Here is a 26,034-nt window from a genome sequence, read left to right as displayed (position 1 = left end):
GGCGCACGACGTTCTCCCCGACGCCGCACTCCTTGGCGATCTGGGCACGCGAGGGAAGCCGATCCCCCGGTGTCCACTCCTGCTCCGCGATCTTCTGCCGGAGTACGTCAGCGATGCGGAGATAAGGCGGCTGCTCAGGCATATGGAAAATCTAGTCCACTAGCCCTAATCTAGTTAACTAGCTTCACGCAACGTGATCGTCGGTGACGGAGGCTTCCCTGTGCCTGCTTCGGACGCAACCGCGGAGGACATCGCCGCCCGGTTGTCCGCAATCGGACTCATCACGCGCGTGGAGGAACACGCCGCACACACGTCGATCGAAGCGGAGGTACCGGAATCCCTCCCGGCCGAGTCATGGCGGGATGCCCTGGAAGTGGTGGCGGAGGCCGATCGATTCGGGCTCGTCGCCACCAGCCTGAACGGCCGCACCTTATGGGCCGCCGTACATAAAGCGGTCCCCGCGACAGGCGACGTCCGGGGACCTGGCCGTCAGCGATAGGAGCTGATCAGCGTGCTCAACCGTATCCGCCGCGCCATCACGCGCACCAGAGAGCGGTACCTCCCGAAGGGCCGACACTGCCGCGCCTTAACGCCCGTGCACCCGACGGTCATCCACCTCGGACTCTCCGCCCGACCGACGCTGCCCACGAGCCAGCGCCGAGACCGCACGGAAGTCCTCCCGGGCGAGGACACCGCACTCGTCCGCCCGTACGTACTGGCCGGCGAGAAACGAGCACGACGGCACTCGGCAGCCGTACCTCACGACCTCCTCACGCACACCTGGTTCGCTCCGACGGAGGCCCTCTGATGCCTCGCCGTCACCTGCCACGCGTGACACACCCCGCCACCCCCTACCGATCGAGCGCATGCCGGATCGGCACACACCACAAGTGCGCCCACTCCTCCCCCGCCGCGGCGCCGATCGGCATCCCCGTGATCTACGAGGCATGCAACTGCCCCTGCCACTCGGCGAGCACCCGGCACACCCCGACGGAGGCACCCCAGTGAGGGGATGGGCGCCCAGCGGCGCGCTGGCCTCCAACGTCGAGATCACGTCGGCCAACGTGCAACGGGGAGACGTCATCCAGATCGGCGGCAAGCCGTGCCGCGTGGCCGACCTCTTCCAACTCCCCGGCGGCGCCAAGCGCCTCCTCTTCGAATCGGGCGAACTGCTGACGATGCACTCCCGAACCCGGCTCATCGCCCTGCGGATGAAGAGAGGCGGTGACTCGTTCCGTGCCTTCCCGCCGCCACGCCATCGCTGATGACCTGCGAACCCAAATCTCGACGGCCCGCCTCAAGGCCGGCGAACGCCTCCCCTCGGAAACCCAGCTCGCCACCCACTACAGGGTCAGCACGCCGACCCTGCGAAACGCTCTCGCGCTCCTCCAGGCCGAGGGACTCATCGAAAAGGTCCACGGCAAAGGGAACTTCATCCGTCTCCCACTCCGCCGCATCACGTACAGCGGCGGTGGCCGCACGCTCTTCGACCCCACACTCCAGGTCACCATCCGCACGACCAAGCTCCGGGCGAGGGGGCACCTCAGAGCCCTACTGAGGGTCTCGTCCAACAGCCCCTTGACCGAGTTCCTCTGCGTCACCCACGAAGGAAAGTCGCCCCACAGCCTGGCCCGCATCTACGTCCCCCGCGACCTGGCGCCGACCACCCAACTCAGCTTGCCGGGCGGGCCCCAGGGAGCGGAGGCGGCATCAACCAGGATCCGAGAGACGGTGACCGCCCGCCTCCCCACCCCGGAAGAAGCGACCACCCTCAGAATCAGCTCCGCCCTGGCTGTCCTCGCGATCACCAGCGTGGCAACCGACGCCACCGACCGCGTAGTCGAGGCCGCGCTCCTGGTCCTCCCCGGCGACCGCGCAGACGCAGTCTTCACCACCACCCACCCCACAACCGAAGAAAGGCGGACGGAAGCATGACGCCCCACAACGAACTGCGACTCCTCCCCTGGTCGGGCCCCGACAGCAAACCGTGCTTCCTGAGCACCGCCGACAGCAACAGCCGCCTGTCTCGCCTGGCCGACAACACCGAAGCGATCCAGCTCGGCCTGGCTGCCGAACTCCTGGACCACGCATCCGAGGTGCTCGGCGACGCGGAGGCTGCGCCGGAAGAGCTGCGTGACCTGGCGCAGGACCTCGCCGAATCCTTGCGGGACACGGTGCGCGTCGCGGAGAGCCGCGGTCACCGCCTGCCGCTTCCCGGCCTGAGCCCCCATGACAACGACACCGAAGGCCCGATGCTGCCGGCGGCAGCCTTCGGCTAGCGAGCAACGCACTCACAGCGACGAAGAAGCCCCGGACTCAGCCCGGGGCTTCTCTGCACACGGATCTGGACAACCCGGTGAGTCCCACCGAGTCTCCGCCAGTCAGCGTCCTGCGCGTGGCCTGCCTAAGTTGCTCAGTCCACGAGCGAGCCACACCTCGCTGGGGCGCTTCTGGACATCAGCTGGAACAGGCAGGCATCAGCCAACTACACCGAAGCCCTGCTCAATGTGACGGAGCCAAGGATCAGGCAAAGGCCGTCTCCATGCCCGTCAAAACCCCATCCGGGGGCCCAGTTCGATCATCATTCGAGGTCGAGGCCCTAGAATTCGAGCATAGGCGGATCAGCTCTTGAGCTTCTTCGAAAGAACCAACGTCAGTTGCTGAGAGCGAACACGACGTGATCCCAGATCGGATGAGTTCCGGATTCCCGACGTATACTCTTCGACGATCTTCTCAACTTCCTCGGAGGTCATGTCGACCATAGCTGCAAGAGATTCCAAGAGGCTGACAGTTTCCCCGTTCTCACCATTGCGCTTCTTGGCTGATACTGCACGCTGAAACAGATCAAGAAGATCCCGAATCTGCGTTCTCTGCTGCAGGTTAGTGTTGAATAGATCCTCGCGCAGCCCCCATGAGACATGCAGCAGCGTGAACATATCAACGATATTCGACCATCTAGTTCGACCAACCCACTTGCCGGTACCACTGAGGAGCGACAGCAGTTCGAGAAATTCCACCGACCGGTCTCGATAGTCTTCGAAATCTGCGGAGATCTCGTCATAGCGTTCGTTGAGTTCGGTCTTTTTATTGGACAGCCCGAAGATGCAGGTACCGAAGACCTCGGCGTAGAACTCCAGGTCACCGCCTCGTTTACGTCGTTCACCGCTGAATACGCCGGATACCGCGCTTAGCTCATGAGCCGCGCAGTCTTTGAGGAAGTCGTTGAACGGGCCAGGCAGCAAAGCATTTCGGAGCTCTTGTTCCGTCAGCACCATATTGACCCTGTTGACGCGAGCGAAAACTGCGCGCACAAACTCATCAGCGAGGTTGGAAAGGCGACGAATCGGGAAGCGATACTGGAAGAACTCTTGACGCACCTCGTCGGGCAGCTCCTTGAAGAACTTCCCCTCGAACTTCTCGCTTAGCTCTTCGTCCTCCAGCCCGTCCAGCGGAAACTCGTTGGTCAGAAACCCAAGCAAGGAGGTGAGGCGCTGCTGGCCGTCGACAACGGACGCAGTCTGCTCTCCTTCCGGCGTCGTCTCATACGAGAGGTAAATCTCCGGGATCGGATACCCGAGGAGGATGGTCTCCATCAAGGACACCTTGGCACGATCGGGCCAAACGGCCTTGCGCTGGTACTCAGGCTGGAGGATCAGCTCGCCTGACTTGTCCAGCGACCGGAACTCCGCCACGGTCTTCGACTCGATCTCGAACTTGAGTCCGTGATCAGCCATGGTGCACGCCCTCCTCAATCGCGCGATCGCGCGCGATGTTCACGCTTTTCACCTGATAGTTTCTAAGCGACCTGTGGCTACGATATAGACGGTAATTGATATCGCGGTCCCTGAAGGCGCCACCGATATCCTGGATAAAGAGGTCCCTGGACCGTGACCAATGCTCACCGAAAGACAGATGCGGCAGCACGATGTCGAGGGCGATGCACTCCTCGAAAACCAGCTTACGCAGGTAGTTCTTCTTCTGAGAGAAGCGATCGTGCTCAATTATCTCTCGGAGCTCACCCCATGCTTTTTCGAACAGCTCGGGCGAGATCACCGCGATGTCCAAGTCCGAGCCTTCGTGGAATTTCTTGTAGCCCTTACTGGGGTTCATGGAGTAGCCCAGACGAGCGCTTCCGACCAGTTGGACAGCCATCGGGTCCACGCCCAGCTCGGTTGCAACCAGATGCCGCCATTTAACGTAGTTGAGTTCCTGAGGCCACACTGCGGGTGTTCCGTCGAACAGCCGGGCAGTCACAAAGAAATCAACTTCCTGCCCCAGAGAACTGAACTCCTTCCAGAATTCAGGAAGCCCTGAAACATTGTCCATCATGCCCCCTCAGCGAGCGTCGAGCTGAGCATGCACGCGCTGCAGCCGTTACATCTACGCCGCACTGGCTTGAAAGTGATGGATCCGGAACCACCACCTTGGCCGCGCGGTCACCGAGCGATCTCCTAGGAAATCGTGCGAGGATCTTAGCGCGTTTCATCACGCCGCAGGTCTGATCGGTTCGGACCGTTCCCGTCGCCCACCACCCCGCAAGTGGAGACCTGTCCGAGCTACTTCCAGACGCTGTTGGACACCGTCGCCGACCCGGGTGGAACCGTCGTCACCATGCACACCCAGTGCGAGCCCGCCCACGACCTCGCCGGTCGGGCCGCCCACTACATCGGGATCGCCCAAGCCAACCAGATGCGCTGCGCCGCGTTCCCGCGCTCGCTCGGTCTACAGACATGTACGGAGACGGCTCGATTCCGATCGGTCGGCTACCGGCCGATCAGGACCTCGAAGACAACTTCGCAGAGCCCTGCGGGCACGATGATGCCCGCTGTCTCCACGGACCTGCCCCCCGATCGCTACAGCACGCCCACTGAATGCGCGTCACAAGCGCGCTGCTAAGGCCCCAAACCAAGGTCGACTGGGGCCTTAGCGCTGGTGGGCGGTTAACGACGTCCCACCGCCCACACGTCACGTGGTGGCCGTCTTCCGTTGAGGTGAAGGCGGGCCACGCGACTGAAGGCGCCCATGGCTTCGATAAACCGTGTATCCGCTTCCCTGCTCTCCGGCAAGTCAATGCTCATCTGCGCCAGTTCGTCGGGGCTGCTGGTACCCAACATGGCGGCGTCGTCATGGATGGCGTGAGCTCGACGGATGAGTTCGCCGGCCACGTTAGCCACGTGGTCTGGCCCTTCGAGAGTGATCACGATGGAAGCGAGGGTCAGAGGACCCGCGCTCACACCAACGCAGAGCTCGGCAGCGCGGATGCAGATCCGTCCAGTGTCCGGGGACTCTCCCGCTTCGCGTGCCTCCTGATTGGCGCGGGCTAGACACGTGGACCAGAGAGACGAGGTACTGAAGGCGTACGCAGCATCGAGGAGTTGGACGTACGCGTCGCGTTGGTGCTGGCGGCGGACGGCATCTACGCTGCCGCGGCCTTGCGCACGTCCGGCAGCGTAAGCAGCTGTTGCAGCGACGAGGACTGACGGTAAACCGATGATTGCTGCGATAACTTCGGGGGCCATAGACCTGAGCTTGCCTCCTCGAACCAATCCAGATCAACAGCACCGCTATTGGAATGCGCCTGCCGCTAAGCGAAGGCCGCTGCAGCGGATTTGGCCTGCAGCTGTCACGGGTTCTCCGGCCTCGCTGACCACTCGTCGGCTCCCATCCCGTCTGCCGTCGCCCCACACACCGTGGAGCGGGCGCGGGTCCTGGCGTCCAGGTGGAGCGCGCCACTGTACGAACGACCTGGACGCCAGGACCCGTGTCTGCTCGGCTCTGCCTGGGTCGATGGCAGGCGGGATGGGAGCCCCCCACCTTCCCCACGACGCTGCCGGCAGACGCCCACGGGCCCCTCCATCCCGGAGCCTGAGCGCCCCCGCCGGAGGCATTGTCCTGGCCGGCACTTCACGGACTCGCCCCGGCCGCGCCATGGTTCTTCCCGCCCATCAACCCGAGCCGTCAGGCGTGCGGACGGCGGTCGGGCTGGAGCGGGGCGGAGACAGGAGCGCAGGCCCGGGCGACGGGCCGCGCGCGCCGCGCCGCGCGCGGCGGGTGCCTTGATGAAGTAGAGAAAGTCTTATCGCGCTGTGGCGTCTGGGCCCTTAGAGGGCGATCGGCTTGTAGGCCATGGCCCTGTCGACGATCTTCTCCGCCGTCGGCTCCGGATCGGGGTCCCAGTATATGTAGTCGCCGATGTGCGGGCACGCCAAGCCTCGTTGCAGTACTTCCAGGATCTCCGAAGACTTCTCGTCGGGTGTCTCCGGGTTCATCAGGCGTTGGACGAGGGGGATCGCTTCTTCGCGGCTCATCCTTGATCCGGGATTCGGGCTCACTGCTGGCTGATCAGGCGGCGGCCGTCGTGGCTGCGGACGTGGGGGCCGTTTCCGTCGACTGCGTCCAGGAGGCGGACCGCGTAGACCTCGGACATTCGGTCCTCGATCTCTGCTGGTGTTAGCCAGTCGACCGCGGTCGACTCGTCCGACGTTCGCTCAGTGCCGCCCGACGGCTTGCAGCGGAAGACCAGGGCGACGATGCCTCGCGTCGTGTTCTTGTAGACGCCTGTCAGCTCGTCCACCTCTACGTGGATTCCCGTCTCCTCCAGGACCTCGCGGGCGACGCCGGCCTCGGGGGCCTCGGTAAGTTCGAGGACTCCGCCCGGGAGTTCCCAGGTTCCGTTGTCCGCTCGGCGGATCGCGAGGAGGCGCCCGTCATCGCGGACCACTGCTCCCGCCACAGACACGGAGTGCAGTGGCGTTGACTGGGCTTCGCGGGCGCTGTTACTCATGTACAGGAGCATAGGAGAGTGAGTAGGACCGTGGGAACTTCAGTGGGCGGTGATCGGGCCGTACCGCGGTACGTGCAGATCGCCAACGAGATCGTTCAGCAGATCCGGGCCGGCGTCCTCAAGCCCGGCGACATGGTGCCTAGCGAGTCGGAGCTCGTCGAACGCTATGGGGTCGCCGGGGGGACCATTCGTAAGGCCATGGTCGAGGTGCGGGCTAGTGGTCTCGTGGACACTCGGCACGGGAAGGGTTCGATCGTCAAGGACCGGCCTCCTGTGCGGCTCCGCTCCTCGGATCGGTTCCGTGCTTCGCACCGGCGAGGCGGCAAGGCCGCGTACCTCGCTGAGTCCGCGCAGTCCGGCGCCACCGCCAAGGTGAGCGTTCTCTACATCGGACCTATGGAAGCGCCGGCGGACATCGCCGAGCGGCTCGGCATCGACGCGGGTACGCAGGTGCTTGCGCGGCGGCGTCTGTACTTCCGGAACGGGACCCCTGTCGAGACAGCCTCGTCGTACCTGCCGTGGGATGTCGTCAAGGACATCCCTGAGCTGTTCGCCGAGAACCCTGGTCCTGGCGGCATCTATGCCCGGCTCGAAGACCACGGGCACACCTTCACCGAGTTCGTCGAGACGCTCCAGGCGCGGCCAGCCGCGAAGGCAGAGGCTTCGGAGCTGGCTCTGAGTCCCGGAGCTCCCGTGGTTCACCTGCTGCGGGACGCGGTGACCAAGAAGGGGCGCGTCGTCGAGGTCTGCGACACCCTCATGGCCGCTGACCAGTTCGTCTTCCAGTATCGGATCCCCGCCACCGACTGACGCTCGCTCAACTCCCCACAGCCCGCTGCGGTTTCTTCTTCGCAGCGGGTTGACTCATGTACAGGAGTCGGGCACTCTTCTTCATGTCACTCCTATACATGAGTGACGGAGTTCATCATCTATAGAGGAGTGATCCACTGTGCGTCAGATCCCCGTCGACACGTCCACTGCGATGGTGATGGTGGCCCAGCCCCCGGCCCCGAAGATCGCGAACCGGCAGACCGGCGAGGTCGCCACCGACCGCGAGACCGGCGCGACGTTGATGACCGTTGACGTCATGTTCGTCATGGACGGCAGCGCCGAGATCCTGAACCTGGTCGTGCCCTCGACCGGGGTCTCCGGCGAGCTGACGATGGGTACCCCGGTCGCCCTGACTGGCGTCGTCGCCCGACCCTGGGAGAACGAGTTCAACGGCCAGAAGCGCCACGGCATCAGCTTCCGCGCCGTCGCCGTCACCTCCCTCGCCGCCGCGAAGGCGGCCTGATCATGACCGGCTTATCGGTCGCCCTCGCTCTGGTCGCCTCCATCGCGCTGCTGCTGCGGTGGCAGCGTCCGGCCTGGTACTGGATGACCTTCGGCATCCTCTTCGCGCTCGTGCGGGTCCTCGGCCGGTACTCCTCCGTGATGGACGCGTGCGGGTTGACCGTCCCGCCCCCTCGCTGGCGCCTCGCACTGGCCCGGATGGCCGGCAGGCCCGTCCCAGAGGCTCGGGCGCCTCGGATCCTGCGACTGCGGCCCACCCGGACAGGGCTGGTGCTGCGGGTGAAGCTCCGGCCTGGTCAGGACGCGTTCGACTTCTCTGCCGCGTCAGATCGGCTGCGTCACTCGTTCGTCATGCGGAACGTCACCGCCCGGGAGATTCGATCCGGTGTTGTCGAGCTGCGGATGACCGGTTACGACGTCCTCAAGCGAGTCCAGATGCCCGCCCTGCCGGGTGGTGGGGTGATGCGGGTTCCGGTCGCCATGAGGGAGGACGGAGAGGTCTACTACCGCGATTACCGACAGATCCCGCACGCGTTGAACGTCGGTGCCACTCAATCAGGTAAGTCCGTCTATCAGCGCAACCTTGTTGCCGCTCTCGCCGCGCTCGATGTTGCCCTGGTCGGGGTTGACTGCAAGCAAGGTGTCGAACTCGCGCCGCTCGCCCGTCGGTTCACCGCACTCGCCGACAATCCCGACACCGCGGCCGACCTCCTCGACGCGCTCGTCGGACACATGGAAGGCGTCTATCAGCTCATCCGACGCGAACAGCGGCTGAGTGCGGATCTCCCTGATGCGGATATCACCGCGGACATCTGGGACCTGCCCGATCACCTCCGCCCGACCCCGATTGTCCTGATGGTCGACGAGGTCGCCGAACTCGCCCTGTTCGCCACGAAGGACGAGGAGAAGCGTCGGGATCGGATCATTACCTCCTTGGTCCGTCTCTCCCAGCTTGGGCGTGCAGCCGGCATCTACCTGGAGATCTGCGGGCAGCGCTTCGGCTCCGAACTCGGCAAGGGCATCACCATGCTCCGTGCCCAGCTCACCGGCCGTACCGCCCACCGCGTCAACGACGAGACCAGCGCCAACATGGCCTTCGGGGACATCGCCCCTGACGCCGTGCTCGCCACCGTCCAGATCCCCACCGACCGGCCCGGTACCGCCGTGGTCGGCGACTCCTCCGGCGGCTGGGTCCGCATCCGTACCCCGCATCTCACCCTGCGGCGGGCCGTGAACACCTGCAACGCGCACGCCGGCCGCACTCCGGAGATCCCCGCGCTGGACGCCTTCCGGCCCCTCCTGCCGCCCCTGGCCAAGACCTCGGAGCCTTCCGCCGCCGCAGCTCCTGCGATCGCCTGACACCCCCCGCTCCACGGTCGGCGTGACCGCCTCACGCCATGTCCCTACCCCTCCCTTGCCCAAAACCGGAAGGAGGCCCCCGCGATGCGTTCGACACTGCGACCCGACGCCGTTCTTGTACAGGCCGTGATCGCAGGTGCCCTGTCCTTCGCCCACCTTCACGATCTCGCCGAAGCAGCCGGCCAGACCGGGTGGAAAGCGTGGGCCTACCCCGTCTCCGTCGACCTCCTGCTCGTCGCCGCCTGGCGCCGTCTCCGAAGCCTCCGGGCCGCTGGTGACTCGGCCCGCTCCGCGTGGACCTGGTTCACCGTCGCCCTGGTCGCGTCGCTCGGCGCGAACGTCGCCACCGCCGGACTCCTCGACCTCACCGACGTGCCGGACTGGCTGCGCATCCTCGTTGCCGGATGGCCCGCCCTCGCCTTCCTCGGCGGCACCCTCCTCGTCCACACACCAACCATGCCCACGCCGGCAGCTCATCCCGTGGAACCCGTCGCCGTCGACGCGGTCATCGAGCGACGCGACTCGTACGAGCCAGATGCCGGTCCCGCATCGCCATCAGGGCTACCAGTCGTCGAGCCGGAGCCCGCACCCACCGCCCTCGCTGTCCCTCCGGCTCTGGTCGCTCACGCCCGGAAGGTCGCTGACGACCACCGCGCCCGCACCGGCTACCCGATCGACGCCGACACCCTGCGTACCCGCCTCGGCGTCCCGTCCCAGATGGCCGACGCCATCGCCGCCCAACTCGCCTGAGAGGGAGATCCATTCATGCGCGACTCGACCCGGCATGCCTTGGAGCTTGCCGCCGAACTGACCCGGAACAACCGCCTCGTGGACGCCATGGCCATCGCCGAACCGGTGATCATCGCCGCCGACGAGTTCGAGTCGGCCGAGATCCGCCAGTGGCTCCGCGAGCACGCCGACGACTTCTCGAAGGAGGTCTGAGCGATGGCCCCTCGCGATCACTTCCACTCCGTGATGCGGATCGGCCCCGTGCAGATCGGAACTCACCGCGACCGGCACGGCCGCACCAAGTACGCCGCCGTCTGCACCGCCGACCGCTGCGGCTGGTCCTCCGACTACTCCAGCTCCTCCGCCGCCCAGCTCGCTGCCCGCACCCACCGCTGCCGCATCGCCAACTGAACGGATACCGCTCGTGGACGTCCCGCTCTGGCTCGCCCTGGTCGTCGTGGGCGCTCTCGGCATCAAGCTCATCCGCCCGCCCTGGTGGCTCGTCGTCGTGATCCTCCTCGGCGGCTACCTCCTCGCCGACAGCGTCCTTACGCCGCTCATCGACCCGATCACCAAGTAGGGAGACCCGCCATGTTCCGACCGCGCATCCCGGTCAACCCGCTCCCGACCGGCATCGTCACCCCGCTCATCCAGCCGACCGCCGCCACGACTACCGACATCGAGCCGGCCACCTGCCACCACGACCACACCCCGGCCCCGGCTTCTCCGCGGGCTCAGGTCCCGGCCGTCCGCCTCACCCCGACCGGCCTCGTCACGGTCGTCGCCAGCGGCGTCGGACTCGTCCTCATCGTCGGCACGGTCCTCGTCTCGATGCTCCTCGCCGTTGCCATCAGCGCCGCCTCGGTCGCCGTCTGCGCCGTCGTCATGCGCTCGCTCCTCAACAGCCAGCACAAGCACCGCTAGTCGGGCTCCCGGGCGGCTCAACCGCCAAGTCTCCGCCGCCCGGGAGCCCCGCCCCTACCCAGTCCAGAGAACAGGAAGGCGCCCGCCCATAATGGCCGACCACCACCACGCCCCCTTCACCCTCCGCCTGGCCACCCCGGCGGTGGCCGCCTGATCGAGACCCCGCCCCTCAAGGGGCTGGACTCGGCCACCCTGAGCGACATGCTCCGGCTGGCCGCGTCCCCCGGGTACGACCGCTGGAAGGAGCAGATCCACCGCACCGGCGGCTGCTCCAGCCCCATCCACCTCACCGGATGGACCCTCTCCCAGGACAAGACCACCGGCGAGACCCTCCACCGCTACTCCACCGGATCCGAGCCGGACGGGCGCCTCCGCATCGCCTGTGGCAACCGCCGTGCCTCCCGCTGCCCCACCTGCGCCTGGACCTACGCGGGCGACACGTACCACCTCATCCGCGCCGGCCTCGCCGGAGACGACCGCCGTGACATCCCCGCCGCCGTTCGCGACCACCCCCGCGTCTTCCTCACCCTCACCGCGCCGTCGTTCGGACCGGTCCACAACCGTCCCGGCACTCGGCCCTGCCGCTGCGGTATCCGGCATCCCGAGGACGCGACCGAGCTGGGGACTCCTCTTGACCCCACGTCGTACGACTACGAGGGCGCCGTCCTCTTCAACAACCACGCCGGGCAGCTCTGGCAGCGGTTCACGACGCGACTCCGCCGAGAGCTTGCCGCCTCCGTGGGACTGTCCCAGCGAGCGCTGAAAGACGTCCTCCGGCTCTCGTACGGGAAGGTGGCCGAGTTCCAGAAGCGGGGCGCCGTCCACTTCCACGCCGTGGTCCGGCTCGACGGACCCGACGGACCGGACACCCCGCCCCCGTCCTGGGCCACGACCGAGCTCCTCGCCCGAGCCATCCACACCGCCGCCGCCCACGCGTACACGACGATCACCGTCCCCGCCGTCGGCGATCAGCCCTCACACCGACTGCGCTGGGGCACCCAGCTCGACATCCGGCCCGTCAAAGCCTTCGGCGACGGCTCCGCCATCACCGAACAGGCCGTCGCCTCCTACATCGCCAAGTACGCCACCAAAGCCGCCGAGACCACCGGCAGCCTCGACCGCCGCGTCGGTAACCGCGAAGCCCTGCTCCTCCTCGGCGTCCCCGACCACACCCGCCGCCTCGTCGAAGCCTGCTTCGACCTCGACCCGCTCTACCCCGACCTCCGGCTCCTCGCCTGGGCCCACATGCTCGGCTTCCGCGGCCACTTCTCCACCAAGTCCCGCCAGTACTCCACCACCCTGAGCGAGCTCCGCCAGACCCGCGCCGACTACCGCGCCGCCCAGGAACGCACCGCCCGCGGCCTGGACGACATCGAGCCGGACACCGTCCTCGTCCTCACCTCCTGGCAGTACGCCGGCCAGGGCCACTCCCCCGGTGAAGCCGCCCTCGCCGCCTCCATCGCCCGGGACATCGCACTCAACCGCGAGACCGCCCGCGAAGCCCTGCGCGACCAACTGGCCCTGGAAGGAGCCCCAGCATGACCACCGCCACTGCCCCCGCCGAACTACTGACCGTGCCCCAGGTCATGGCGCTCCTCAAGCTCGGACGCTCCACGGTCTACGACCTCATCCGCTCGCGCCGCCTGACCTCCATCACCATCGGGCGGGCGCGGCGCGTCCCCGCCGATTCGGTACGGGACTTCATCAATCACGAGATCGAGGAGGCAGCCTGATGGCCACCCCGCGCAAGCGCAACCCCAACGGCTCCGGCACCATCACCAAGCGCCAGGACGGCCGCTACCAGGCCGCCGTCTACGTCCTCCAGCCGGACGGCACCCGCGCCCGCAAGTACGTGTACGGCAAGACCTGGGCCGACTGCGACGCCAAGCGCCGCGCACTGCTGGACAAGGTCGACAACGGCATCCCGGTCCCCACCAGGTCCATGAAGCTGGCCGAGTGGCTGCCGTACTGGCTCGATAACATCGTCAAGCCGCGTCGCAAGCGGACCACGGCCGCCAAGTACGAGGTGCACGTCCGGCTCTACCTCGTCCCGATGATCGGCTCCAAGCGGCTTGAGTCCCTCAGCGTCGCCGACGTACGGAAGTTCGTCGTCGCGTTGGAGAACAAGACCAGCGCCGCCACCGCGAAGGAGTCGCATCGCGTCCTGCGGACGGCTCTCACCGCGGCCTGCCGCGAGGAGCTCGTCACGCGGAACGTCGCCACGCTCGTCGAGCCGCCGACAGTGGCGGATCGAGACCTGGACCCCTGGTCGCTGGACGAGACGCTCGACTTCCTCACCGCTGCCCGGAAGGACCCGCTGTACGCCGCGTTCGTGCTCGCCATCGCGCTCGGCTTCCGCCGCGGTGAGATCGTCGGTCTTCGTTGGGAGAACGTCGACCTCGACAAGCGGGAGATCCGGGTCAGGACTCAGCGTCAGCGGGTCGGGGGTGAGGTGTACGAGGACGACCCCAAGGGGCGGCGCCGCAAGCAGACGCTTCCCCTGCCCGGGATCTGCGTCGCTCCCCTGCGCTGGCAGCGCATGAGGCAGGCAGCCATGCGGGAGCAGGCCGGAGAGAAGTGGGAGGAGACCGGCTACGTGTTCACCACTCGCACCGGCAAGCCGATCGAGCCGCGCAACCTCTACCGCTCGTTCACCCGCGTCGCGAAGAACGCCGGCCTCCGCGTCATCCGCCTGCACGATGCCCGCCACGGGACAGCGACGCTCCTCACCGCCGCCGGCGTCGCTCCCCGCGTCGTCATGGAGATCCTCGGACACAGCCAGATCGCTGTCACGATGAACGTCTACGCCCACGTCGTCCAGGACACGCAACGCGAGGCCGTCAGCCACATGGACCGGCTGCTCAGGAGGCGTCCCCGGTCGTAGGACCTTCGAGTTCAGTTCGCCGGCTCGCCTGATCGGCTGCCCAACGGAGGACAGCGTCACGGACCTCCGTCGGGGAAGCCGATCGCGTCCGGTAGCGCTCACCGGTCGTACTCGCTTGGTGTTCCAGCTCGTAGGTGGCGTCCTCGACAAACAGGACCAGGATGTAGCAGTCACCTTCATCATGGTCGGTCAGCCGCTGGAGAAGCAGGTGTTGCCTCTCTTGCAGTACGGCGAGCAGCGCCTCGATGGCAGGGGCGTCGGGGTCGTGCACCATCCGCCCGTCATCGGCCAGCGCAATAAGACTGACCGGCCCGAGACCTCTCCTCTGCTGCCCCTCCTGGGTCCACTGCTTCTCCTGGGCGGTCAGGAGAAGGGGCGGAACCGGGGGGCCGTCAGGGTTGTAGACGGCTATGGGGTCGTCCGGATCGGACCACGACCCCACCGTCCGCAGGCGGTACATGTGGACACCGCCCTCCGCCAGCGGCACCGCGAGAGTTGCCGGCGCCGGAGGGCCGGGAATGCAGCGCCCCACGTCCTCCCCGTACGGGCCACCATGGAAGATCGCGTGCATCCAGCCCTTCGGCGGTCTCCCGGTCGTGTCGAAAACGTCCTCCACCGTTCCCCCTTCGACGGAATCGCAGCCCTGAAGCTCACCACGATCGACCGGACGAGCCTCAGGCCGCAGTGACCATGGACGTTGATGTCAAAAGTAGATGTCAAAGGCCCCCAGCCATGATCGGCTGGGGGCCTTTGCACTGGTGGGCGCGGACGGTTTCGAACCGCCGACATCTGCTTTGTAAGAGCAGCGCTCTACCCCTGAGCTACGCACCCGTGGAAGAGGCAACAGCCTACATGGCCTACGGGTGGGGGCCGAATCCGTTGTTCGTGGCGGGGTGGCGGGGCGGGGGGGTAGCCCCACCCTGTGGACGGTGGGTCGCCTGATCGTGACGGGGGGTGGTGGGCTCGTACCGTCGGGGGACCGACGTTTTCTTCTGGGGGTTCGATCGTCATGGCCGCAGTACGTCAGCCGTTTCTCGCCGTCGGTGGGGTCCTCCTCGCCGTGTTCGCGCTCAGTGCCTGCGGGGCCGATGCCGGGGAGGCGCCGGTCGAGAAGAGGACGTTCGCGTTCGACGGGGACGCACTCGTCGTCGACTCCGACGACTCCCGGCTCGTCGTCACGGCCGCCGACGTCGACGACGTGCTCGTCGAGCGGCAGGTCGACGGGTGGGTGTTCATGGGGTCGGGGCCCGACGCGAGCTGGAAGCTGGAGGGCGGGCGGCTCACGCTGCGGGTGGACTGCGACGCCGTCACCGCCAGCTGCGACGCCGTCCACCGCATCCAGGTACCGCGCGGCACCGCCGTCACCGTCGAGGACGACAACGGAGACGTCACGGCGGAGGGGTTCGCCACGCCGCTGAAGGTGCGGTCCGACAACGGCGACGTGCGGGTGACCGGGAGCACCGGGACGCTCGACCTCGGGAGCGACAACGGCGACCTGACCGTCGAGGGCGGGACCCGCGCGCCCAAGGTGCTCGCGCACTCCGACAACGGCGACGTGCGGATCGTCCTCGGAGCCGTACCCCGGCAGGTCGACGTCAGCACCGACAACGGTGACGTCGACGTCACGCTGCCCCGCGCCGAGTACGCGGCCACCGGCGACAGCGGCAACGGCGACGTCCGCCTCGACGTGCCGCGCCGCGACGACAGTGAGCACTCCGTGAGCGTCCGCAGCGACAACGGTGACATCGTGGTCCGTACGGCGAACTGACCGGCCCGTGTGTTCGTCCTTACCGGGTGGGAGAATGAACCCGGACCGGGGACGGCGGACACAGCACGGGGAGAGGTACGTGGCGGCGAGCGACGGCAGGACACCCCCTGGGGGCAGTGCGACGCCCAGGATTCCGTCCACCTTCCGGCTGGCCCTCGCGCTGCCGCTGCTGGTCGGGGCGCTGCTGCCGCAGTCCTTCGCCGGGGGCGGTACGCGGCGCTGGTTCGGCGGGCGCGGCGAGGGCCAGCGGGCCGAGGCCCAGGCCGCCAAGGACGCCGCCGCGGCCGCCTTCTACGAGCTCGACACCGCCCAGCGCGGGCTGCGGATCTCCATCGAGACGATCACCGCTGTCGACAGTTCGTCCGAGGCGCGACGCGTCGTCGAGGGGTTCGAGGCCCTCGGACGCCGGATCGACGAGGTCAGCCACACCTACATCGGCGCCGTCGACGCCCATGACCTCGACCGCGACGAGCTCGACGCGGCGACCGCCGGCCGGGCCCGCGCCGAACTGACCGCCGCCAAGGACGAGCTCGACCGGGTCAAGGGCGAGCTCGACCGCTTCGAGGAGGGGCTCGGGCCGCTCCTCGACCGCGCCGAGACCCAGCTCGCCCGGCTCGCCCCCGCCGTCGAGCGGGCCCGCCAGGCGCTGCGCGGCGCCAGCGGCGCACTCGACGCCGTACGGGACGGGGGGCTGCGCGCCGACGACCTCGCGCTGCGGCTCGCCCAGCTCGGGCCCGAGCTGACCCGCCTCAACGAAGGCGCGGGGCGGCACGGCGTCCCCGAGACCCTCCAGCGCGCCGACCGCGTCCTGCGGGACGCCGAGGCCGTACGCGCCGAGGCCGAGCGCCTGCCGCAGCGCGCCGCCGAGATCGACCGGCGCCTCGTCTCCCTCCGCACCCGCACCGAGGCGCTGACCACCCGCACCGGGGGCGTCGAGCCGGTCCTCTCCGAGCTGCGCCGGCGGTTCTCGGCCGCGTGCTGGCAGGACCTCCAGCACGTGCCCGAGCAGGCCGCCGGCACGCTCCGGCAGGCCGAGGAGCGGCTCGCCGAGGCCGTGAAGGCCCGCGAGGAGCAGCGCTGGCCCGACGCGACGTCCCTGCTCTCCACCGTCCGCGCCCTCCTCGACTCGACCGACGAGGCCGTGTCGGCTGCCGGAGAGCGGCTGCGCCGCCTCGACGCCGTCGCGAAGGACCCGAAGGCGGAAACCGACCGCGCCCGGTTCGCGGTACGGGACGCCCAGCGGCTGGCGATGGCGGGACGGAACACGCCCGACCCGCGCCACGCCCGGCCCCTCGACGAGGCCGTGGCCCGGCTCGACCGGGCGGTCGGCACGCTGGAGGGCCGCCACCCCGACTACTGGCACTTCCTCACCGAACTGGAGGGCGTCCGCGCCACCGCCGCGCGCGTCGTCGAACAGATCCGGGAGGACCGGGGCACCGCCGCCGGTCACTGACCGGGCCGGGGCCTTGGGCGGCACTGCCCTCCGCCGGACCGGGCCGGGCGCCCCTGGGCGGCACTGCCCTCCGCGGGCGTCCGCCGTTAGCCTGTCCCCATGCCTCGTTACGAATTCCGCTGCCGCACCTGCGGCGACACCTTCGAGATCAGCCGGCCCATGGCCGAGTCCTCCGACCCGGCCGCCTGCCCCGCCGGGCACGACGACACCGTGAAGCTGCTCTCGGCCGTGGCCGTCGGCGGCAGCAGCACCGCCGCCCCCGCGCAGAGCGCGGGCGGCGGCGGGGGTGGCGGTGGCTGCTGTGGTGGAGGGTGCTGCGGCTAGGCCCTGATCCGCCGTACAGGCGCTAACCCGCCACGGCCGCCCGGAAGCGGCGGAGGATCTCCTCCCCCGCCGCGACCCCGCGTTCCGCGAGGACGTCGAGGTGGGGGGCGGTCCACTCGCTCTCCGCGAGTTCGCCGTGGCCGGGGCGCCACGCCCGGTCGGCGGCCATCAGCAGGTCGGCGTCGAGGAGCGAGTCCCCCGCCGCCAGGGTGAGCGTCGCGCCGATGCGCCGGGCGACCTCGCGGACGGCCGCGCTCTTCGTGAGCGGCTTCGGCACCGCGTACACCTTGCGGCCCTGGAGCGAGACGGTCCAGCCGCGCTCGCCCGCCCACTCGCCGAAGCGCCGCAGCCACTCCTCGGGGAGCCGCTCGCGCTCGACTACGAGGTAGGCGAAGAGGTCCTCGGCCACCCGGTGCTTGCGGACCCACGACAGGTCCGTGGTGGCCGTGAGGTAGGCGCGGATCTCGGAGAGCGGCGCGCACTCCTCGGCCAGCCGGTGCACCACGCTCGTGTGCCAGTCGCGGTCGGAGACGCCGTCGACCAGGATGTGCCCGCCGTTCGCGCAGATCGCGTACTTCGGTGTGGTGCCCGGGAGTTGGATGCGCTGGTACTGCTTGCGCGTCCGGGTCGTCGTGGGGACGAAGACGGTCTCCTCGGCCAGCCGCGCGAGCAGGCCGGCCGCGTCCTCGGTCATGTAGGAGAGCGGCTTCGACTCGTGGACCTCGACGCAGAGGAGCCGGGGCGCCTGGGCATCGGGCATGCCGAGGGCGAGGGCCGCGCTGGAGTAGATGAGGGTGCGGTCGAGGTCGCTCGCGACCAGCGTCGTGCTCGTCGCGTTCATCGCGTTCATCGTGCTCGTCGTGCTCGTCGTGCTCGGCTGCTTGCTCACTGGGACACCACCGTCTTCCCGTCGGCGCCCGTCGCGCCCCTCGTGTACTGAGGGTGGATCAGGCCCACGCAGCTGTACGGGAGTTCGTCGACCTCCTCGACCGGCACACCGCGCTGCTCGGCGAGCAGGCGGACGTGCGCGAGGTCGGCGTCGGCGCCCCGCTTGGCCAGGATCTTCCAGGGGACGCGGCGCAGCAGGACGCGGGTGGTCTCGCCGACGCCGGGCTTGACCAGGTTGACGTCGTGGATGCCGTACTCCTCGCTGATCCGCTCGACGGCGGCCCAGCCCTCCCAGGTGGGGGTGCGGTCGGCGGCGAGGAGTTCCTTGACGTCCAGGTCGACGCTCTCGACGACCTCGTCGAAGCGGGCGGCGACGGCGTCGAGGAAGGCGACCGAGACGTCGGCACCGGCCAGTTCGCGGTAGAACTTGGCGCCGTGGAAGTCGTGCGGCCCGACGAGGTCGGAGCGGAGCACGGTGCGGGATATCAGGCCGGAGACCGTGGAGTTGAGGCAGGCGGAGGGGATGAGGAAGTCCTCGCGGGTGCCGTACGTGCGGACGCAGGAGCCGGGGTCGGCGAGGACCGCGATCTCCGGGTCGAAGCCCGAGATCCCCTCGGTGGCCTCGAACTCCTTGACGGCCTCGGCGAGTTCGCGGGTGATGGCGCCCTTGCCGGTCCAGCCGTCGACGAAGACGACGTCGGCGGGGTCGTGGTGGGCGGCGAGCCAGCGCAGCGCGTTGGCGTCGATGCCGCGGCCGCGCACGATCGAGACGGCGTAGTGCGGGAGGTCGAGGCCGTGGCGGGCCTTCGCCCAGCGGCGCATGAGGACGCCGACGGGGGTGCCGGCCCGGGCGAGCGACACGAGCACGGGGCCACGGCCGGGGCCGGAGCCGGGGCCGGGGCGTTCGGCGAGGACGGTCTCGGTGACGGTGCCGACCGCGCGGGCTATTCGGGCGGCCGAGCCCTCCAGGGCGGAGTGGAACAGGTCCTGGTAGCGGGCGCTCGGCTGGTACTCGACGGGGAGCGACTCGGCGTAGTGCGCGCCGCCGCTCTGGATGGCTTCCTCGCGTTCCTCGGTGGGCGCCTCCAGCTCGACGCCCGAGAGGTCCTGGAGCAGCCAGCCGACCTCCTCGGGTGCGTACGAGGAGAAGGCGGGGCCGCGGAGGGGCTCGGGCAGCATGGAGCTCCTTTCGGGAGCTTCGGGGGCTTCGAGAGCTTCGGAGACTGTGGGCTTCGTGGACGACGGGACGGCCGTCGGCTCGTACGACGGAAGGGACGTCGGTGCGTACGGCAGGGCGGCCGTCGGCTCGTACGACGGGACGACCGCGAGCACGACGTGCGGGACGTGTGCGGCGAGCTGGGCGAGCAGGCCGTCCGGGGCGTGCAGTTCCGGGGTGTCGGCGGCGGAGTCGACGACGAGGACGACGGCGTCGAAGCCCCCGCCCGCCACGTTGTAGGCGTAGCGCTCGCCGGGGCCGTCCGCCGGGTCGTCGTGGGCGGGGAAGACGAGCCGGGTGCGGATCGCGTAGCCGGGGTCGTCGACGGCGAGGACGGGCGAGCGGGTGGTGGTGGAGTAGTGGACGTCGTGCCCGGTCTCCTCCAGGGCCGTGGCGAGGCGCAGCGGCGCGTACATCAGCTCCTCGAAGCCGAGGACGAGGACCCGGCAGCCACGGTCGGTGACGACCGCCTCCGCCCCCGGGACCGCGCCCGGCACCGCCCCCAGCGCCCGGCCGAGTCCCGTCGCCAGGCCGGGCAGGGCCTCCTCCAGGAGCTCGCGGTGCTCGGGCGTGAAGCCGTGCCGCCCGCCGTCGGGCAGCCCCTCGGGCCAGTCGAGCGTCACCCGTACGGGCTCCCGCGCGCCGCCGGCCGCGCCGGCGGCCGGTGCCCCCGTCCCGTACGCCTTCTCGTGCTCCGCCACCAGGGCCTGGCCCTTCTCCAGGATCCCCTCGGGGAGGCGCACGGTCCCGGCGGCGGCGGATATCAGGTCGACGCGGGCGCCGATCTCCTCCGCGAAGGCGTCCAGGCGGCCGAGGTCGGCGGTGGAGCGCATGTCGACGAGGGCCACGACGACGTACCGCTCGCGCGGGTAGCGGGCGTGCAGGTCCCTGATCGTGTTGAGGACGGTGTTGCCGGTGGAGAACTCGTCGTCGACGAGGACCAGCGGCCCGCCGCCGGCGAGGAGCTTCGGGTCCTCGGGGAGGAGCAGGTGCGAGGTCGCGTGCGAGTGGGACTCCTCGAAGCCGCCCGCGCGGGCGACCCCGGCCACCGGCCGCCGGGTGGAGTGGAGGTACGGGGCGAGGCCGAGGCCGTCGGCGACGGCGTGGCCCAGCGCGGTGGCGGTCTCCGCGTAGCCGAGGACGACCGAGCGGGCCGCCTCCTCGTCGCCGAGGAGCGCGCGGACGCGTACGCCGAGGCCGAGGCCGGAGCCGTACACGACGGAGGGCCGCTGCGGCACGTGCTTGCCGAGCACGCTGGAGACGAGCAGGTGCGCCCGCTTGGGGTTACGACGCAGTGCGAGGCCCAACAGGGCCGGTAGCTCCTCGCCGCCGATCAGTTCGACGCCCAGTCGCTCCGCGACCCACGTTCCGGTCCACACCACGTCGTCGACGTCCCTTCGTCAGCCGGCAAGTCCGGCGGTGAGCAGATCCACGAAGCCGACGTCTTCCTTCGCGACGCCGAAGACCTCGGCGCGCTGGAGGATGCGTTCGGCCCACGCGCGATGCGGCTTCACTTCGTTCATCTTGTTCGTATACGCGGAGCGCAGCACTCCGCCACCGCCCTGTTCCGGCCGCAGGATGTCCTGGGCGTCGCTCCACTCCTCGTGGCTGACCACGGAGAGCGCGTGCACCGGCACCACGTGGGTGGGGTGGATGCAGGTCTTGCCGAGGAGGCCGTTCGCGCGGTCGAGCTCGATCTCGCGCAGCAGGCCGTCGAGGTCGTGCTCGATGAGGGCGGTGCGCAGGTCCTCGGCCCGGCCCTCCAGGAAGGGGCTGCGGCGCAGCTGCGGCTTGAACATGCGCTCGCCGGGTCGGAAGTACTCCCAGACGGGACCGGTGACGGTGAAGCCGGTGCCGTCGGAGCGGCCGAGGACGTTGACGACGTCGGCGATGACGTTCGCGACGATCTTGACGTCGTAGGCGGTCATGTCGGGCGAGCGGCGCAGGCCGTAGGCGGAGCAGAAGTCGGTGACGCCGAGGCGCAGGGCGAGGACGCGGTCGCGGTACTTGTCGGTGATCGAGGCGATCCCGGCGAGGGTCTCGGCCCGGGTCTCCAGGTGGAGGAGCTCGGGGGACTCGAGGACGGGCATGGCGAAGAGACGCCTGCCGGTCGTCCGCTCGGCCTGGGCGAGTGCTTCGAGGAAGGCGCGGCCGCGGCTCTCGGTGAATTTGGGTAGTACGAATCCGGACAGCAGCCGGACCGTCTCGCCGAGCCGGGTGGCGAGGTCGGTGATCTGGCGCGGATCGCGGACGCGAATGAAGAGCAGGGGCACGTCGGTGGCGGTGTCGGCGTCCGCCCCGGTCGTGCCGGCGTCCGTCCCGGTTCCGCCGGCGAGGTCGGCGAACTGGCGGACGAGGTTGGCCTCGCCCTCCTGGACGTCGCCGTCGCTGATGGAGTCCTCCAGGCAGAGCACCATGGAGACCACGCCGCGCGCCGCCTGTTTGCGGATGTCGTCGGCCAGCCGCGGCCGGGTGGCCGGGCTGTAGAGCGTGGCACCGAGGGCCACGGCGAGCGTGCGTGCGGGCGAGTCGGCCGTGAACTCGGCAGGCTCGCTGTGGAACAACCCGGTCCGCGTTGCGGACGGGATGTGCCCGAAATGACGCATGTAAGTCCCCCGTCTGCCTCTCTGGGCTCTGACGACATGTGGCCGGTAATAGTACGTAGGTGCGGGTGTCCGTAGTTCCCTTCGAGTATGAAATTCAGGTAACTCGTCAGCATCTGGCATCTCGTACCGGTATCGGTGACGCCCCCGCGTTGTCCGCGGGTCGGGCGGGAGGGCAGGATTGCGGTCATGACGCACGCGATGCTGAAGGGCTCCAACGTCCCTCTCGACACCGCGGCCGTACGGGCCGTGCTCTGTTGGACCCCGGGCCCCGGGGTCCCCGACGTGGATGCCTCGGCCCTGCTCCTCGGCGCCGACGGCCGTGTGCGGTCCGACGAGGACTTCGTCTTCTACAACCAGCCGCGCCACCCCTCGGGTGCCGTGCGGCGGCTGCCGAAGAAGCGGGTGTCCCAGGGCCTGACGGACACCGTGGAGGCCGACCTGGGCGGCCTTGAGGCCTCGGTCGACCGGGTGGTCGTCGCGGCCTCCTCCGACGGCGGCACCTTCCGGTCCGTCTCCGACCTGCGGATCCTGCTGTACGACGCGGTGGCCGGGCCCGACCGCGAGCCGCTGGCGCGGTTCGACGTGACGGCGGAGACCGGCGAGGAGACGGCGGTCATCTGCGGCGAGCTGTACCGGCGCGGGGACGCCTGGAAGTTCCGCGCGGTGGGCCAGGGCTATCCGACGGGCCTTGTCGGCCTCGCCACGGACTTCGGCATCTCGGTCGACGAGGACGCCCAGGAAGCGGCGCAGGAGGCCGCCCAGGGGGCGGCTCAGGGGCCCCAGGACCTCCCGGAGGCCCAGGGTGGCACGTCGTCCGGCGTCCCCGCCCCGGATTTCCCCGTACCCGCCCCGGATTTCCCCGTCGCCGGCGCCCCTGATCTCGACGCGACCGTGGTCCACGCGCCCGTGCCGCCGCAGCCGACGGTGCCGCCCGTGCCGGACCGGGCGCCCGCCTACGGGTACCCGCAGCCGCCGGTGAACGCCCCGGCCCCCGCGTACGGCTACCCGCAGCCCGTGGCCCAGCCGAACCCGCACGCGGCACCGGAGTTCCGGATGCCGCCCATGGGACCGCAGTTCGTCAGGTCCTGAGACCCGGGGCACGGCTCGGGCCCCGGACACGGCCTACGCCTTGGTCTTGTAGCCGCGCCCCCACTGGAGGCCCCAGCCGTACAGCCGGTCCAGCTCGGCCTGGAAGCCGTAGACGAACCGCACCTCGCGGCGGACCGTCAGGTCTCCCTTGACGTTCTCCACGGAGAAGACCGCGCAGGAGCGGGCCTGCGGGGCGCGCTCGTCGAGTTCGATCTCGATCCGGGGGCCGTTGCTCGGGTAGAGCGTGATCTTGGCGTGCGTACGGTCGAAGGCCGGCGTCTGGTCGTAGATGTACGCGAAGAACAGCAGCCGCTTGATCTCGTCCTTGTGGTCCAGATTGACGAAGATCGTCTCTCCGGACGGGGCGCCGAAGCGGTCGTCCCCGCTCAGCTTCACGTACGGCGCGGCGTTGAGGTCCCCGAAGAAGCCGCCGAGGGGCTGCACCACGCCCTTGCTGCCGTCGGCGAGCTCGTACAGGCACCCGAGGTCCAGGTCGACGTTGACGACGCCCTGGGTGTGCGCCTGGACGACCTCGGGCTTGAAGAGCTGCGAGGGGTTCCGCAGCAGCCGGCCGCTCTGCCGGGACCGCCCTTCGAGGTCGGAGGTCCGCATCCGCCAGGAGAGGTTGACCCGGAGGTTTCCGGTCGCGGCGCCCTGTTTGGTGAGCGAGACCGACGGGCGCCTCTTCGTCAGGTCGATCGTGTTCGACGCGGCACCGCCCATGTCGAACGACTGCGCCGCCCTCGCCGGAAACAGGTTGTCCCAGAAGGCCATGACGCCCCCACCCCCCACTGCTCTCTCACTCGTCACCGCGCACATGCCTGCGGGGCGGCCGGGTGCACCGACCGCCCCGCAGTGAAGCGTTCCTCGTTACCGGGGGTGTCACACCCCGGAGGCGACCTCGGTCTTGTCCTCCGAGCCGCCCGATCCGCCCTCGGCCTCCGCGAGCCGCTTGTTGCGGCGGACGGAGGACCAGAAGGACAGGCCGATCAGCGCGACACCGATGCCACCGGTGACGATCTCGGGGATCTCGTAGCGGATGGTGACCATGAGGATCGCGGCCAGGGCGCCGATCGCGTAGTGCGCGCCGTGCTCCAGGTAGACGTAGTCGTCGAGGGTGCCCTGGCGGACCAGGTAGACCGTCAGCGAACGGACGTACATGGCACCGACGCCGAGGCCGAGCGCCATCAGGACGATGTCGTTGGTGATGGCGAAGGCGCCGATGACACCGTCGAAGGAGAAGGAGGCGTCGAGGACCTCCAGGTAGAGGAACATGAAGAAGGCGGCCTTGCCGGCCAGCTGGACCGCGGAGACCTTCTTGCCGCTGCGCTTGGCCTCTTCCTCGGCCTCGTGCTCGCGCTCCTCTTCCTCCTCCAGCTTGTTCTCGAAGTAGCCGGAGAGACCGCCGACGATGAGGTAGGTGATGAGACCGAAGACGCCCGAGAGCAGGACGGTCGACGCCGCGTCGATGTGCGTCCCGCCGTGCTGGTGGGCCTGGGTCGCGAAGGTCATGGCGCTGATCGCCAGGACGATGAGGGCGATGCAGACCGACAGCATGTCGATCTTGCCGAGCTTGGCCAGCGGGCGCTCCAGCCAGCCGAGCCACTTGATGTCACGGTCCTCGAAGATGAAGTCGAGGAAGATCATCAGGAGGAACATGCCGCCGAAGGCCGCGATCGACGGGTGGGCGTCGGTCACGAGCTGCTCGTAGCGCTCGGCGTCGTTGAGAGCGAGATCGACGGCCTCGATGGGGCCGATCTTGGCGCTGATCGCGACGATCACGACGGGGAAGACCAGTCGCATGCCGAAGACGGCGATGAGCACACCGACGGTGAGGAAGATCTTCTGCCAGAAGGCATTCATCTTCTTCAGGATTCCGGCGTTGACCACCGCGTTGTCGAAGGACAGCGAGATCTCGAGGACGCAGAGGATCGCGACGATCCCGAACGCTTCCCACCCCCCGTAGAGCACCGCTGCGATCAGACCGAGCGCAGTGATCGCGAACGACCAGCCGAAGGTTTTCAGAACCACTGTCTACCCCATCGTGAAATTACATGGCTTTACGAAACGTTGACCCCGAAGTCTAGAGCGATGCCCCGCAGCCCGGACGCGTACCCCTGGCCCACCGCACGGAACTTCCATTCGCCGTTGTAGCGATAGAGCTCGCCGAAGATCATCGCGGTTTCGGTGGAGGCGTCCTCGGAGAGGTCGTAGCGGGCGAGTTCCTGACCGTCCAGCTGGTTCACGACGCGGATGAAGGCGTTGGCGACCTGGCCGAAGCTCTGACCTCGGTTGTCGGCGTCGTGGATCGACACCGGGAAGACGATCTTGTCGCAATGGGCCGGGACCTGGGTGAGGTCCACGATGAGGGACTCGTCGTCCCCGTCACCCTCGCCCGTGAGGTTGTCGCCGGTGTGCTCGACGGAGCCCTCCGGGCTGCGGAGCTGGTTGTAGAAGACGAAGTACTCGTCCCCCAGCACGCGGCCGGCCTGGCACAGCAGGGCGCTGGCGTCGAGGTCGAAGGGGGCTCCGGTGGTGGAGCGCGCGTCCCAGCCGAGCCCGACGAGGACCTTGGTGAGGTTGGGAGCGGCCTTGGAGAGGGAGACATTGCCTCCCTTGGCGAGTGTGACGCCCATGTGATCTTTCCTCCCCGGTGGTGATGAGGCACGTCCGGCGCCGCACGGAGGGTGCGGCGCCGGACGGTTGGAACGGTTCGG

At 68.9% G+C, this 26,034-nt stretch carries 32 protein-coding genes and 1 tRNA gene; 20 read left to right on the top strand and 13 right to left on the bottom strand.

Annotation, left to right across the window (positions count from 1 at the left end; all coding sequences use genetic code 11):
• Positions 1–142, bottom strand: a 142-nt coding sequence (locus ACZ6K0_RS16345; protein ID WP_469576370.1) for a GntR family transcriptional regulator, incomplete at its 3' end; no start/stop codon positions are given.
• Between the two features lie 78 nt (positions 143–220).
• Here ACZ6K0_RS16345 and ACZ6K0_RS16340 point away from each other — a divergent pair.
• The 5 genes from ACZ6K0_RS16340 (at position 221) to ACZ6K0_RS16320 (ending at position 2,279) form a co-directional block, all read left to right on the top strand.
• The gene (locus ACZ6K0_RS16340; protein ID WP_469228838.1) at positions 221–499 is read left to right on the top strand and encodes a hypothetical protein; all 279 of its coding nucleotides are present in this window, start codon (positions 221–223) and stop codon (positions 497–499) included.
• Positions 500–595: 96 nt separating this feature from the next.
• Positions 596–808, top strand: a complete 213-nt coding sequence (locus ACZ6K0_RS16335) for a hypothetical protein (protein ID WP_469228625.1) — start codon at positions 596–598, stop codon at positions 806–808.
• 196 nt (positions 809–1,004) lie between these two features.
• On the top strand, positions 1,005–1,265 hold the full coding sequence (locus tag ACZ6K0_RS16330) for a hypothetical protein (RefSeq protein WP_469228839.1): 261 nt from the start codon (positions 1,005–1,007) through the stop codon (positions 1,263–1,265).
• A complete protein-coding gene (locus ACZ6K0_RS16325) occupies positions 1,237–1,935 on the top strand; it encodes a GntR family transcriptional regulator (protein WP_469228626.1) in 699 nt (232 codons plus the stop codon). The genes ACZ6K0_RS16330 and ACZ6K0_RS16325 overlap by 29 nt, the downstream gene beginning before the upstream one ends.
• Positions 1,932–2,279 carry a hypothetical protein gene (locus ACZ6K0_RS16320; RefSeq protein ID WP_469228628.1) on the top strand — a complete coding sequence of 116 codons (348 nt, stop codon included), beginning with the start codon at positions 1,932–1,934 and terminating at the stop codon, positions 2,277–2,279. Before ACZ6K0_RS16325 ends, ACZ6K0_RS16320 begins: the two co-directional genes overlap by 4 nt.
• Positions 2,280–2,621: 342 nt before the next feature.
• Here ACZ6K0_RS16320 and ACZ6K0_RS16315 read toward each other — a convergent pair whose 3' ends face one another.
• From ACZ6K0_RS16315 to ACZ6K0_RS16300, 4 genes are all read right to left on the bottom strand, one after another.
• The gene (locus tag ACZ6K0_RS16315) at positions 2,622–3,734 is read right to left on the bottom strand and encodes a DUF262 domain-containing protein (RefSeq protein ID WP_469228630.1); all 1,113 of its coding nucleotides are present in this window, start codon (positions 3,732–3,734) and stop codon (positions 2,622–2,624) included.
• On the bottom strand, positions 3,727–4,329 hold the full coding sequence (locus ACZ6K0_RS16310; RefSeq protein ID WP_469228632.1) for a hypothetical protein: 603 nt from the start codon (positions 4,327–4,329) through the stop codon (positions 3,727–3,729). The genes ACZ6K0_RS16315 and ACZ6K0_RS16310 overlap by 8 nt, the downstream gene beginning before the upstream one ends.
• A 1,772-nt stretch (positions 4,330–6,101) precedes the next feature.
• Complete coding sequence (locus tag ACZ6K0_RS16305) at positions 6,102–6,308, bottom strand: e9imm peptide (protein ID WP_469228633.1); 207 nt, start codon at positions 6,306–6,308, stop codon at positions 6,102–6,104.
• A gap of 20 nt (positions 6,309–6,328) precedes the next feature.
• Positions 6,329–6,796: an NUDIX hydrolase gene (locus ACZ6K0_RS16300; protein WP_469228635.1), complete on the bottom strand. Its 468-nt coding sequence runs from the start codon at positions 6,794–6,796 to the stop codon at positions 6,329–6,331.
• An 18-nt stretch (positions 6,797–6,814) separates the two neighbouring features.
• Between ACZ6K0_RS16300 and ACZ6K0_RS16295 the strand changes: the two genes are divergently transcribed.
• The 11 genes from ACZ6K0_RS16295 to ACZ6K0_RS16245 all read left to right on the top strand — a co-directional run bounded on the left by ACZ6K0_RS16295 (position 6,815) and on the right by ACZ6K0_RS16245 (position 13,973).
• Entirely contained in the window at positions 6,815–7,594 is a 780-nt protein-coding gene (locus ACZ6K0_RS16295; RefSeq protein ID WP_469228840.1) for a GntR family transcriptional regulator, read from the top strand.
• A gap of 139 nt (positions 7,595–7,733) precedes the next feature.
• A complete protein-coding gene (locus ACZ6K0_RS16290) occupies positions 7,734–8,078 on the top strand; it encodes an SCO3933 family regulatory protein (RefSeq protein WP_024761265.1) in 345 nt (114 codons plus the stop codon).
• Positions 8,079–8,080: 2 nt separating this feature from the next.
• Positions 8,081–9,436 (top strand): FtsK/SpoIIIE domain-containing protein, encoded by a 1,356-nt coding sequence (locus tag ACZ6K0_RS16285; RefSeq protein ID WP_469228637.1) that lies wholly within the window; start codon positions 8,081–8,083, stop codon positions 9,434–9,436.
• Between the two features lie 84 nt (positions 9,437–9,520).
• Positions 9,521–10,186 (top strand): DUF2637 domain-containing protein, encoded by a 666-nt coding sequence (locus ACZ6K0_RS16280; protein WP_469228639.1) that lies wholly within the window; start codon positions 9,521–9,523, stop codon positions 10,184–10,186.
• A 15-nt stretch (positions 10,187–10,201) separates the two neighbouring features.
• Complete coding sequence (locus tag ACZ6K0_RS16275; protein ID WP_199862446.1) at positions 10,202–10,378, top strand: hypothetical protein; 177 nt, start codon at positions 10,202–10,204, stop codon at positions 10,376–10,378.
• Between the two features lie 3 nt (positions 10,379–10,381).
• A complete protein-coding gene (locus ACZ6K0_RS16270) occupies positions 10,382–10,576 on the top strand; it encodes a mobile element transfer protein (RefSeq protein WP_469228641.1) in 195 nt (64 codons plus the stop codon).
• Between the two features lie 13 nt (positions 10,577–10,589).
• Positions 10,590–10,745, top strand: a complete 156-nt coding sequence (locus ACZ6K0_RS16265) for a hypothetical protein (protein ID WP_376404939.1) — start codon at positions 10,590–10,592, stop codon at positions 10,743–10,745.
• Positions 10,746–10,756: 11 nt separating this feature from the next.
• Positions 10,757–11,089: a SpdD-like protein gene (locus ACZ6K0_RS16260; protein ID WP_469228643.1), complete on the top strand. Its 333-nt coding sequence runs from the start codon at positions 10,757–10,759 to the stop codon at positions 11,087–11,089.
• 150 nt (positions 11,090–11,239) lie between these two features.
• A complete protein-coding gene (gene repSA / locus ACZ6K0_RS16255) occupies positions 11,240–12,631 on the top strand; it encodes a replication initiator protein RepSA (RefSeq protein ID WP_469228842.1) in 1,392 nt (463 codons plus the stop codon).
• Positions 12,628–12,822, top strand: a complete 195-nt coding sequence (locus ACZ6K0_RS16250) for a helix-turn-helix domain-containing protein (RefSeq protein ID WP_024761271.1) — start codon at positions 12,628–12,630, stop codon at positions 12,820–12,822. Before repSA ends, ACZ6K0_RS16250 begins: the two co-directional genes overlap by 4 nt.
• Complete coding sequence (locus ACZ6K0_RS16245; RefSeq protein ID WP_469228644.1) at positions 12,822–13,973, top strand: tyrosine-type recombinase/integrase; 1,152 nt, start codon at positions 12,822–12,824, stop codon at positions 13,971–13,973. The genes ACZ6K0_RS16250 and ACZ6K0_RS16245 overlap by 1 nt, the downstream gene beginning before the upstream one ends.
• On the opposite strand, the gene ACZ6K0_RS16240 is transcribed toward ACZ6K0_RS16245, so the two are convergent.
• Together ACZ6K0_RS16240 and ACZ6K0_RS16235 are read right to left on the bottom strand one after the other, a co-directional pair.
• A complete protein-coding gene (locus ACZ6K0_RS16240; RefSeq protein WP_469228645.1) occupies positions 13,951–14,589 on the bottom strand; it encodes a hypothetical protein in 639 nt (212 codons plus the stop codon). The genes ACZ6K0_RS16245 and ACZ6K0_RS16240 overlap by 23 nt on opposite strands.
• Before the next feature lie 140 nt (positions 14,590–14,729).
• Positions 14,730–14,804: transfer RNA gene (locus tag ACZ6K0_RS16235), tRNA-Val, on the bottom strand.
• A 178-nt stretch (positions 14,805–14,982) separates the two neighbouring features.
• On the opposite strand from ACZ6K0_RS16235, the gene ACZ6K0_RS16230 reads away from it, so the two are divergent.
• The 3 genes from ACZ6K0_RS16230 to ACZ6K0_RS16220 all read left to right on the top strand — a co-directional run bounded on the left by ACZ6K0_RS16230 (position 14,983) and on the right by ACZ6K0_RS16220 (position 17,518).
• A complete protein-coding gene (locus ACZ6K0_RS16230; protein WP_376405119.1) occupies positions 14,983–15,741 on the top strand; it encodes a DUF4097 family beta strand repeat-containing protein in 759 nt (252 codons plus the stop codon).
• A gap of 34 nt (positions 15,742–15,775) precedes the next feature.
• Positions 15,776–17,194 carry a hypothetical protein gene (locus ACZ6K0_RS16225; RefSeq protein WP_376405121.1) on the top strand — a complete coding sequence of 473 codons (1,419 nt, stop codon included), beginning with the start codon at positions 15,776–15,778 and terminating at the stop codon, positions 17,192–17,194.
• A gap of 99 nt (positions 17,195–17,293) precedes the next feature.
• Entirely contained in the window at positions 17,294–17,518 is a 225-nt protein-coding gene (locus tag ACZ6K0_RS16220; protein ID WP_376405123.1) for an FmdB family zinc ribbon protein, read from the top strand.
• Between the two features lie 22 nt (positions 17,519–17,540).
• Here the strand turns inward: ACZ6K0_RS16220 and ACZ6K0_RS16215 are convergent, their stop codons facing one another.
• The 3 genes from ACZ6K0_RS16215 to ACZ6K0_RS16205 are packed head-to-tail and all read right to left on the bottom strand — an operon-like array spanning position 17,541 to position 22,228.
• The gene (locus ACZ6K0_RS16215) at positions 17,541–18,359 is read right to left on the bottom strand and encodes an HAD family hydrolase (protein WP_469228843.1); all 819 of its coding nucleotides are present in this window, start codon (positions 18,357–18,359) and stop codon (positions 17,541–17,543) included.
• Between the two features lie 44 nt (positions 18,360–18,403).
• Complete coding sequence (locus ACZ6K0_RS16210; protein WP_469228648.1) at positions 18,404–21,004, bottom strand: phosphoribosyltransferase; 2,601 nt, start codon at positions 21,002–21,004, stop codon at positions 18,404–18,406.
• Positions 21,005–21,022: 18 nt separating this feature from the next.
• Positions 21,023–22,228: an HpcH/HpaI aldolase/citrate lyase family protein gene (locus ACZ6K0_RS16205; RefSeq protein WP_376405127.1), complete on the bottom strand. Its 1,206-nt coding sequence runs from the start codon at positions 22,226–22,228 to the stop codon at positions 21,023–21,025.
• Positions 22,229–22,414: 186 nt separating this feature from the next.
• Between ACZ6K0_RS16205 and ACZ6K0_RS16200 the strand changes: the two genes are divergently transcribed.
• Entirely contained in the window at positions 22,415–23,317 is a 903-nt protein-coding gene (locus tag ACZ6K0_RS16200; RefSeq protein WP_376405129.1) for a TerD family protein, read from the top strand.
• 33 nt (positions 23,318–23,350) lie between these two features.
• Here the strand turns inward: ACZ6K0_RS16200 and ACZ6K0_RS16195 are convergent, their stop codons facing one another.
• The 3 genes from ACZ6K0_RS16195 to ACZ6K0_RS16185 all read right to left on the bottom strand — a co-directional run bounded on the left by ACZ6K0_RS16195 (position 23,351) and on the right by ACZ6K0_RS16185 (position 25,953).
• A complete protein-coding gene (locus ACZ6K0_RS16195) occupies positions 23,351–24,091 on the bottom strand; it encodes a TerD family protein (RefSeq protein ID WP_376405131.1) in 741 nt (246 codons plus the stop codon).
• A gap of 108 nt (positions 24,092–24,199) precedes the next feature.
• Entirely contained in the window at positions 24,200–25,348 is a 1,149-nt protein-coding gene (locus ACZ6K0_RS16190) for a DUF475 domain-containing protein (RefSeq protein WP_376405134.1), read from the bottom strand.
• Between the two features lie 29 nt (positions 25,349–25,377).
• The gene (locus ACZ6K0_RS16185; RefSeq protein ID WP_469228651.1) at positions 25,378–25,953 is read right to left on the bottom strand and encodes a TerD family protein; all 576 of its coding nucleotides are present in this window, start codon (positions 25,951–25,953) and stop codon (positions 25,378–25,380) included.
• Positions 25,954–26,034 lie beyond the last annotated feature (81 nt).

Source organism: Streptomyces sp. NPDC042346, from assembly GCF_055581845.1.
Note: the sequence above shows the minus strand (reverse complement) of the source record. Positions and strands in the feature narration are given on the sequence as shown.

Coding starts and splice junctions, on each gene's coding strand:
- ACZ6K0_RS16200 (WP_376405129.1), top strand. CDS start 22,415: ATGACGCACGCGATGCTGAAGGGCTCCAACGTCCCTCTCGACACCGCG.
- ACZ6K0_RS16225 (WP_376405121.1), top strand. CDS start 15,776: ATGAACCCGGACCGGGGACGGCGGACACAGCACGGGGAGAGGTACGTG.
- ACZ6K0_RS16245 (WP_469228644.1), top strand. CDS start 12,822: ATGGCCACCCCGCGCAAGCGCAACCCCAACGGCTCCGGCACCATCACC.
- ACZ6K0_RS16280 (WP_469228639.1), top strand. CDS start 9,521: ATGCGTTCGACACTGCGACCCGACGCCGTTCTTGTACAGGCCGTGATC.
- ACZ6K0_RS16230 (WP_376405119.1), top strand. CDS start 14,983: ATGGCCGCAGTACGTCAGCCGTTTCTCGCCGTCGGTGGGGTCCTCCTC.
- ACZ6K0_RS16270 (WP_469228641.1), top strand. CDS start 10,382: ATGGCCCCTCGCGATCACTTCCACTCCGTGATGCGGATCGGCCCCGTG.
- ACZ6K0_RS16310 (WP_469228632.1), bottom strand. CDS start 4,329: ATGATGGACAATGTTTCAGGGCTTCCTGAATTCTGGAAGGAGTTCAGT.
- ACZ6K0_RS16315 (WP_469228630.1), bottom strand. CDS start 3,734: ATGGCTGATCACGGACTCAAGTTCGAGATCGAGTCGAAGACCGTGGCG.
- ACZ6K0_RS16285 (WP_469228637.1), top strand. CDS start 8,081: ATGACCGGCTTATCGGTCGCCCTCGCTCTGGTCGCCTCCATCGCGCTG.
- ACZ6K0_RS16320 (WP_469228628.1), top strand. CDS start 1,932: ATGACGCCCCACAACGAACTGCGACTCCTCCCCTGGTCGGGCCCCGAC.
- ACZ6K0_RS16260 (WP_469228643.1), top strand. CDS start 10,757: ATGTTCCGACCGCGCATCCCGGTCAACCCGCTCCCGACCGGCATCGTC.
- ACZ6K0_RS16205 (WP_376405127.1), bottom strand. CDS start 22,228: ATGCGTCATTTCGGGCACATCCCGTCCGCAACGCGGACCGGGTTGTTC.
- ACZ6K0_RS16220 (WP_376405123.1), top strand. CDS start 17,294: ATGCCTCGTTACGAATTCCGCTGCCGCACCTGCGGCGACACCTTCGAG.
- ACZ6K0_RS16275 (WP_199862446.1), top strand. CDS start 10,202: ATGCGCGACTCGACCCGGCATGCCTTGGAGCTTGCCGCCGAACTGACC.
- ACZ6K0_RS16250 (WP_024761271.1), top strand. CDS start 12,628: ATGACCACCGCCACTGCCCCCGCCGAACTACTGACCGTGCCCCAGGTC.
- ACZ6K0_RS16305 (WP_469228633.1), bottom strand. CDS start 6,308: ATGAGCCGCGAAGAAGCGATCCCCCTCGTCCAACGCCTGATGAACCCG.
- ACZ6K0_RS16215 (WP_469228843.1), bottom strand. CDS start 18,359: ATGAACGCGACGAGCACGACGCTGGTCGCGAGCGACCTCGACCGCACC.
- ACZ6K0_RS16195 (WP_376405131.1), bottom strand. CDS start 24,091: ATGGCCTTCTGGGACAACCTGTTTCCGGCGAGGGCGGCGCAGTCGTTC.
- ACZ6K0_RS16300 (WP_469228635.1), bottom strand. CDS start 6,796: ATGCTCCTGTACATGAGTAACAGCGCCCGCGAAGCCCAGTCAACGCCA.
- ACZ6K0_RS16185 (WP_469228651.1), bottom strand. CDS start 25,953: ATGGGCGTCACACTCGCCAAGGGAGGCAATGTCTCCCTCTCCAAGGCC.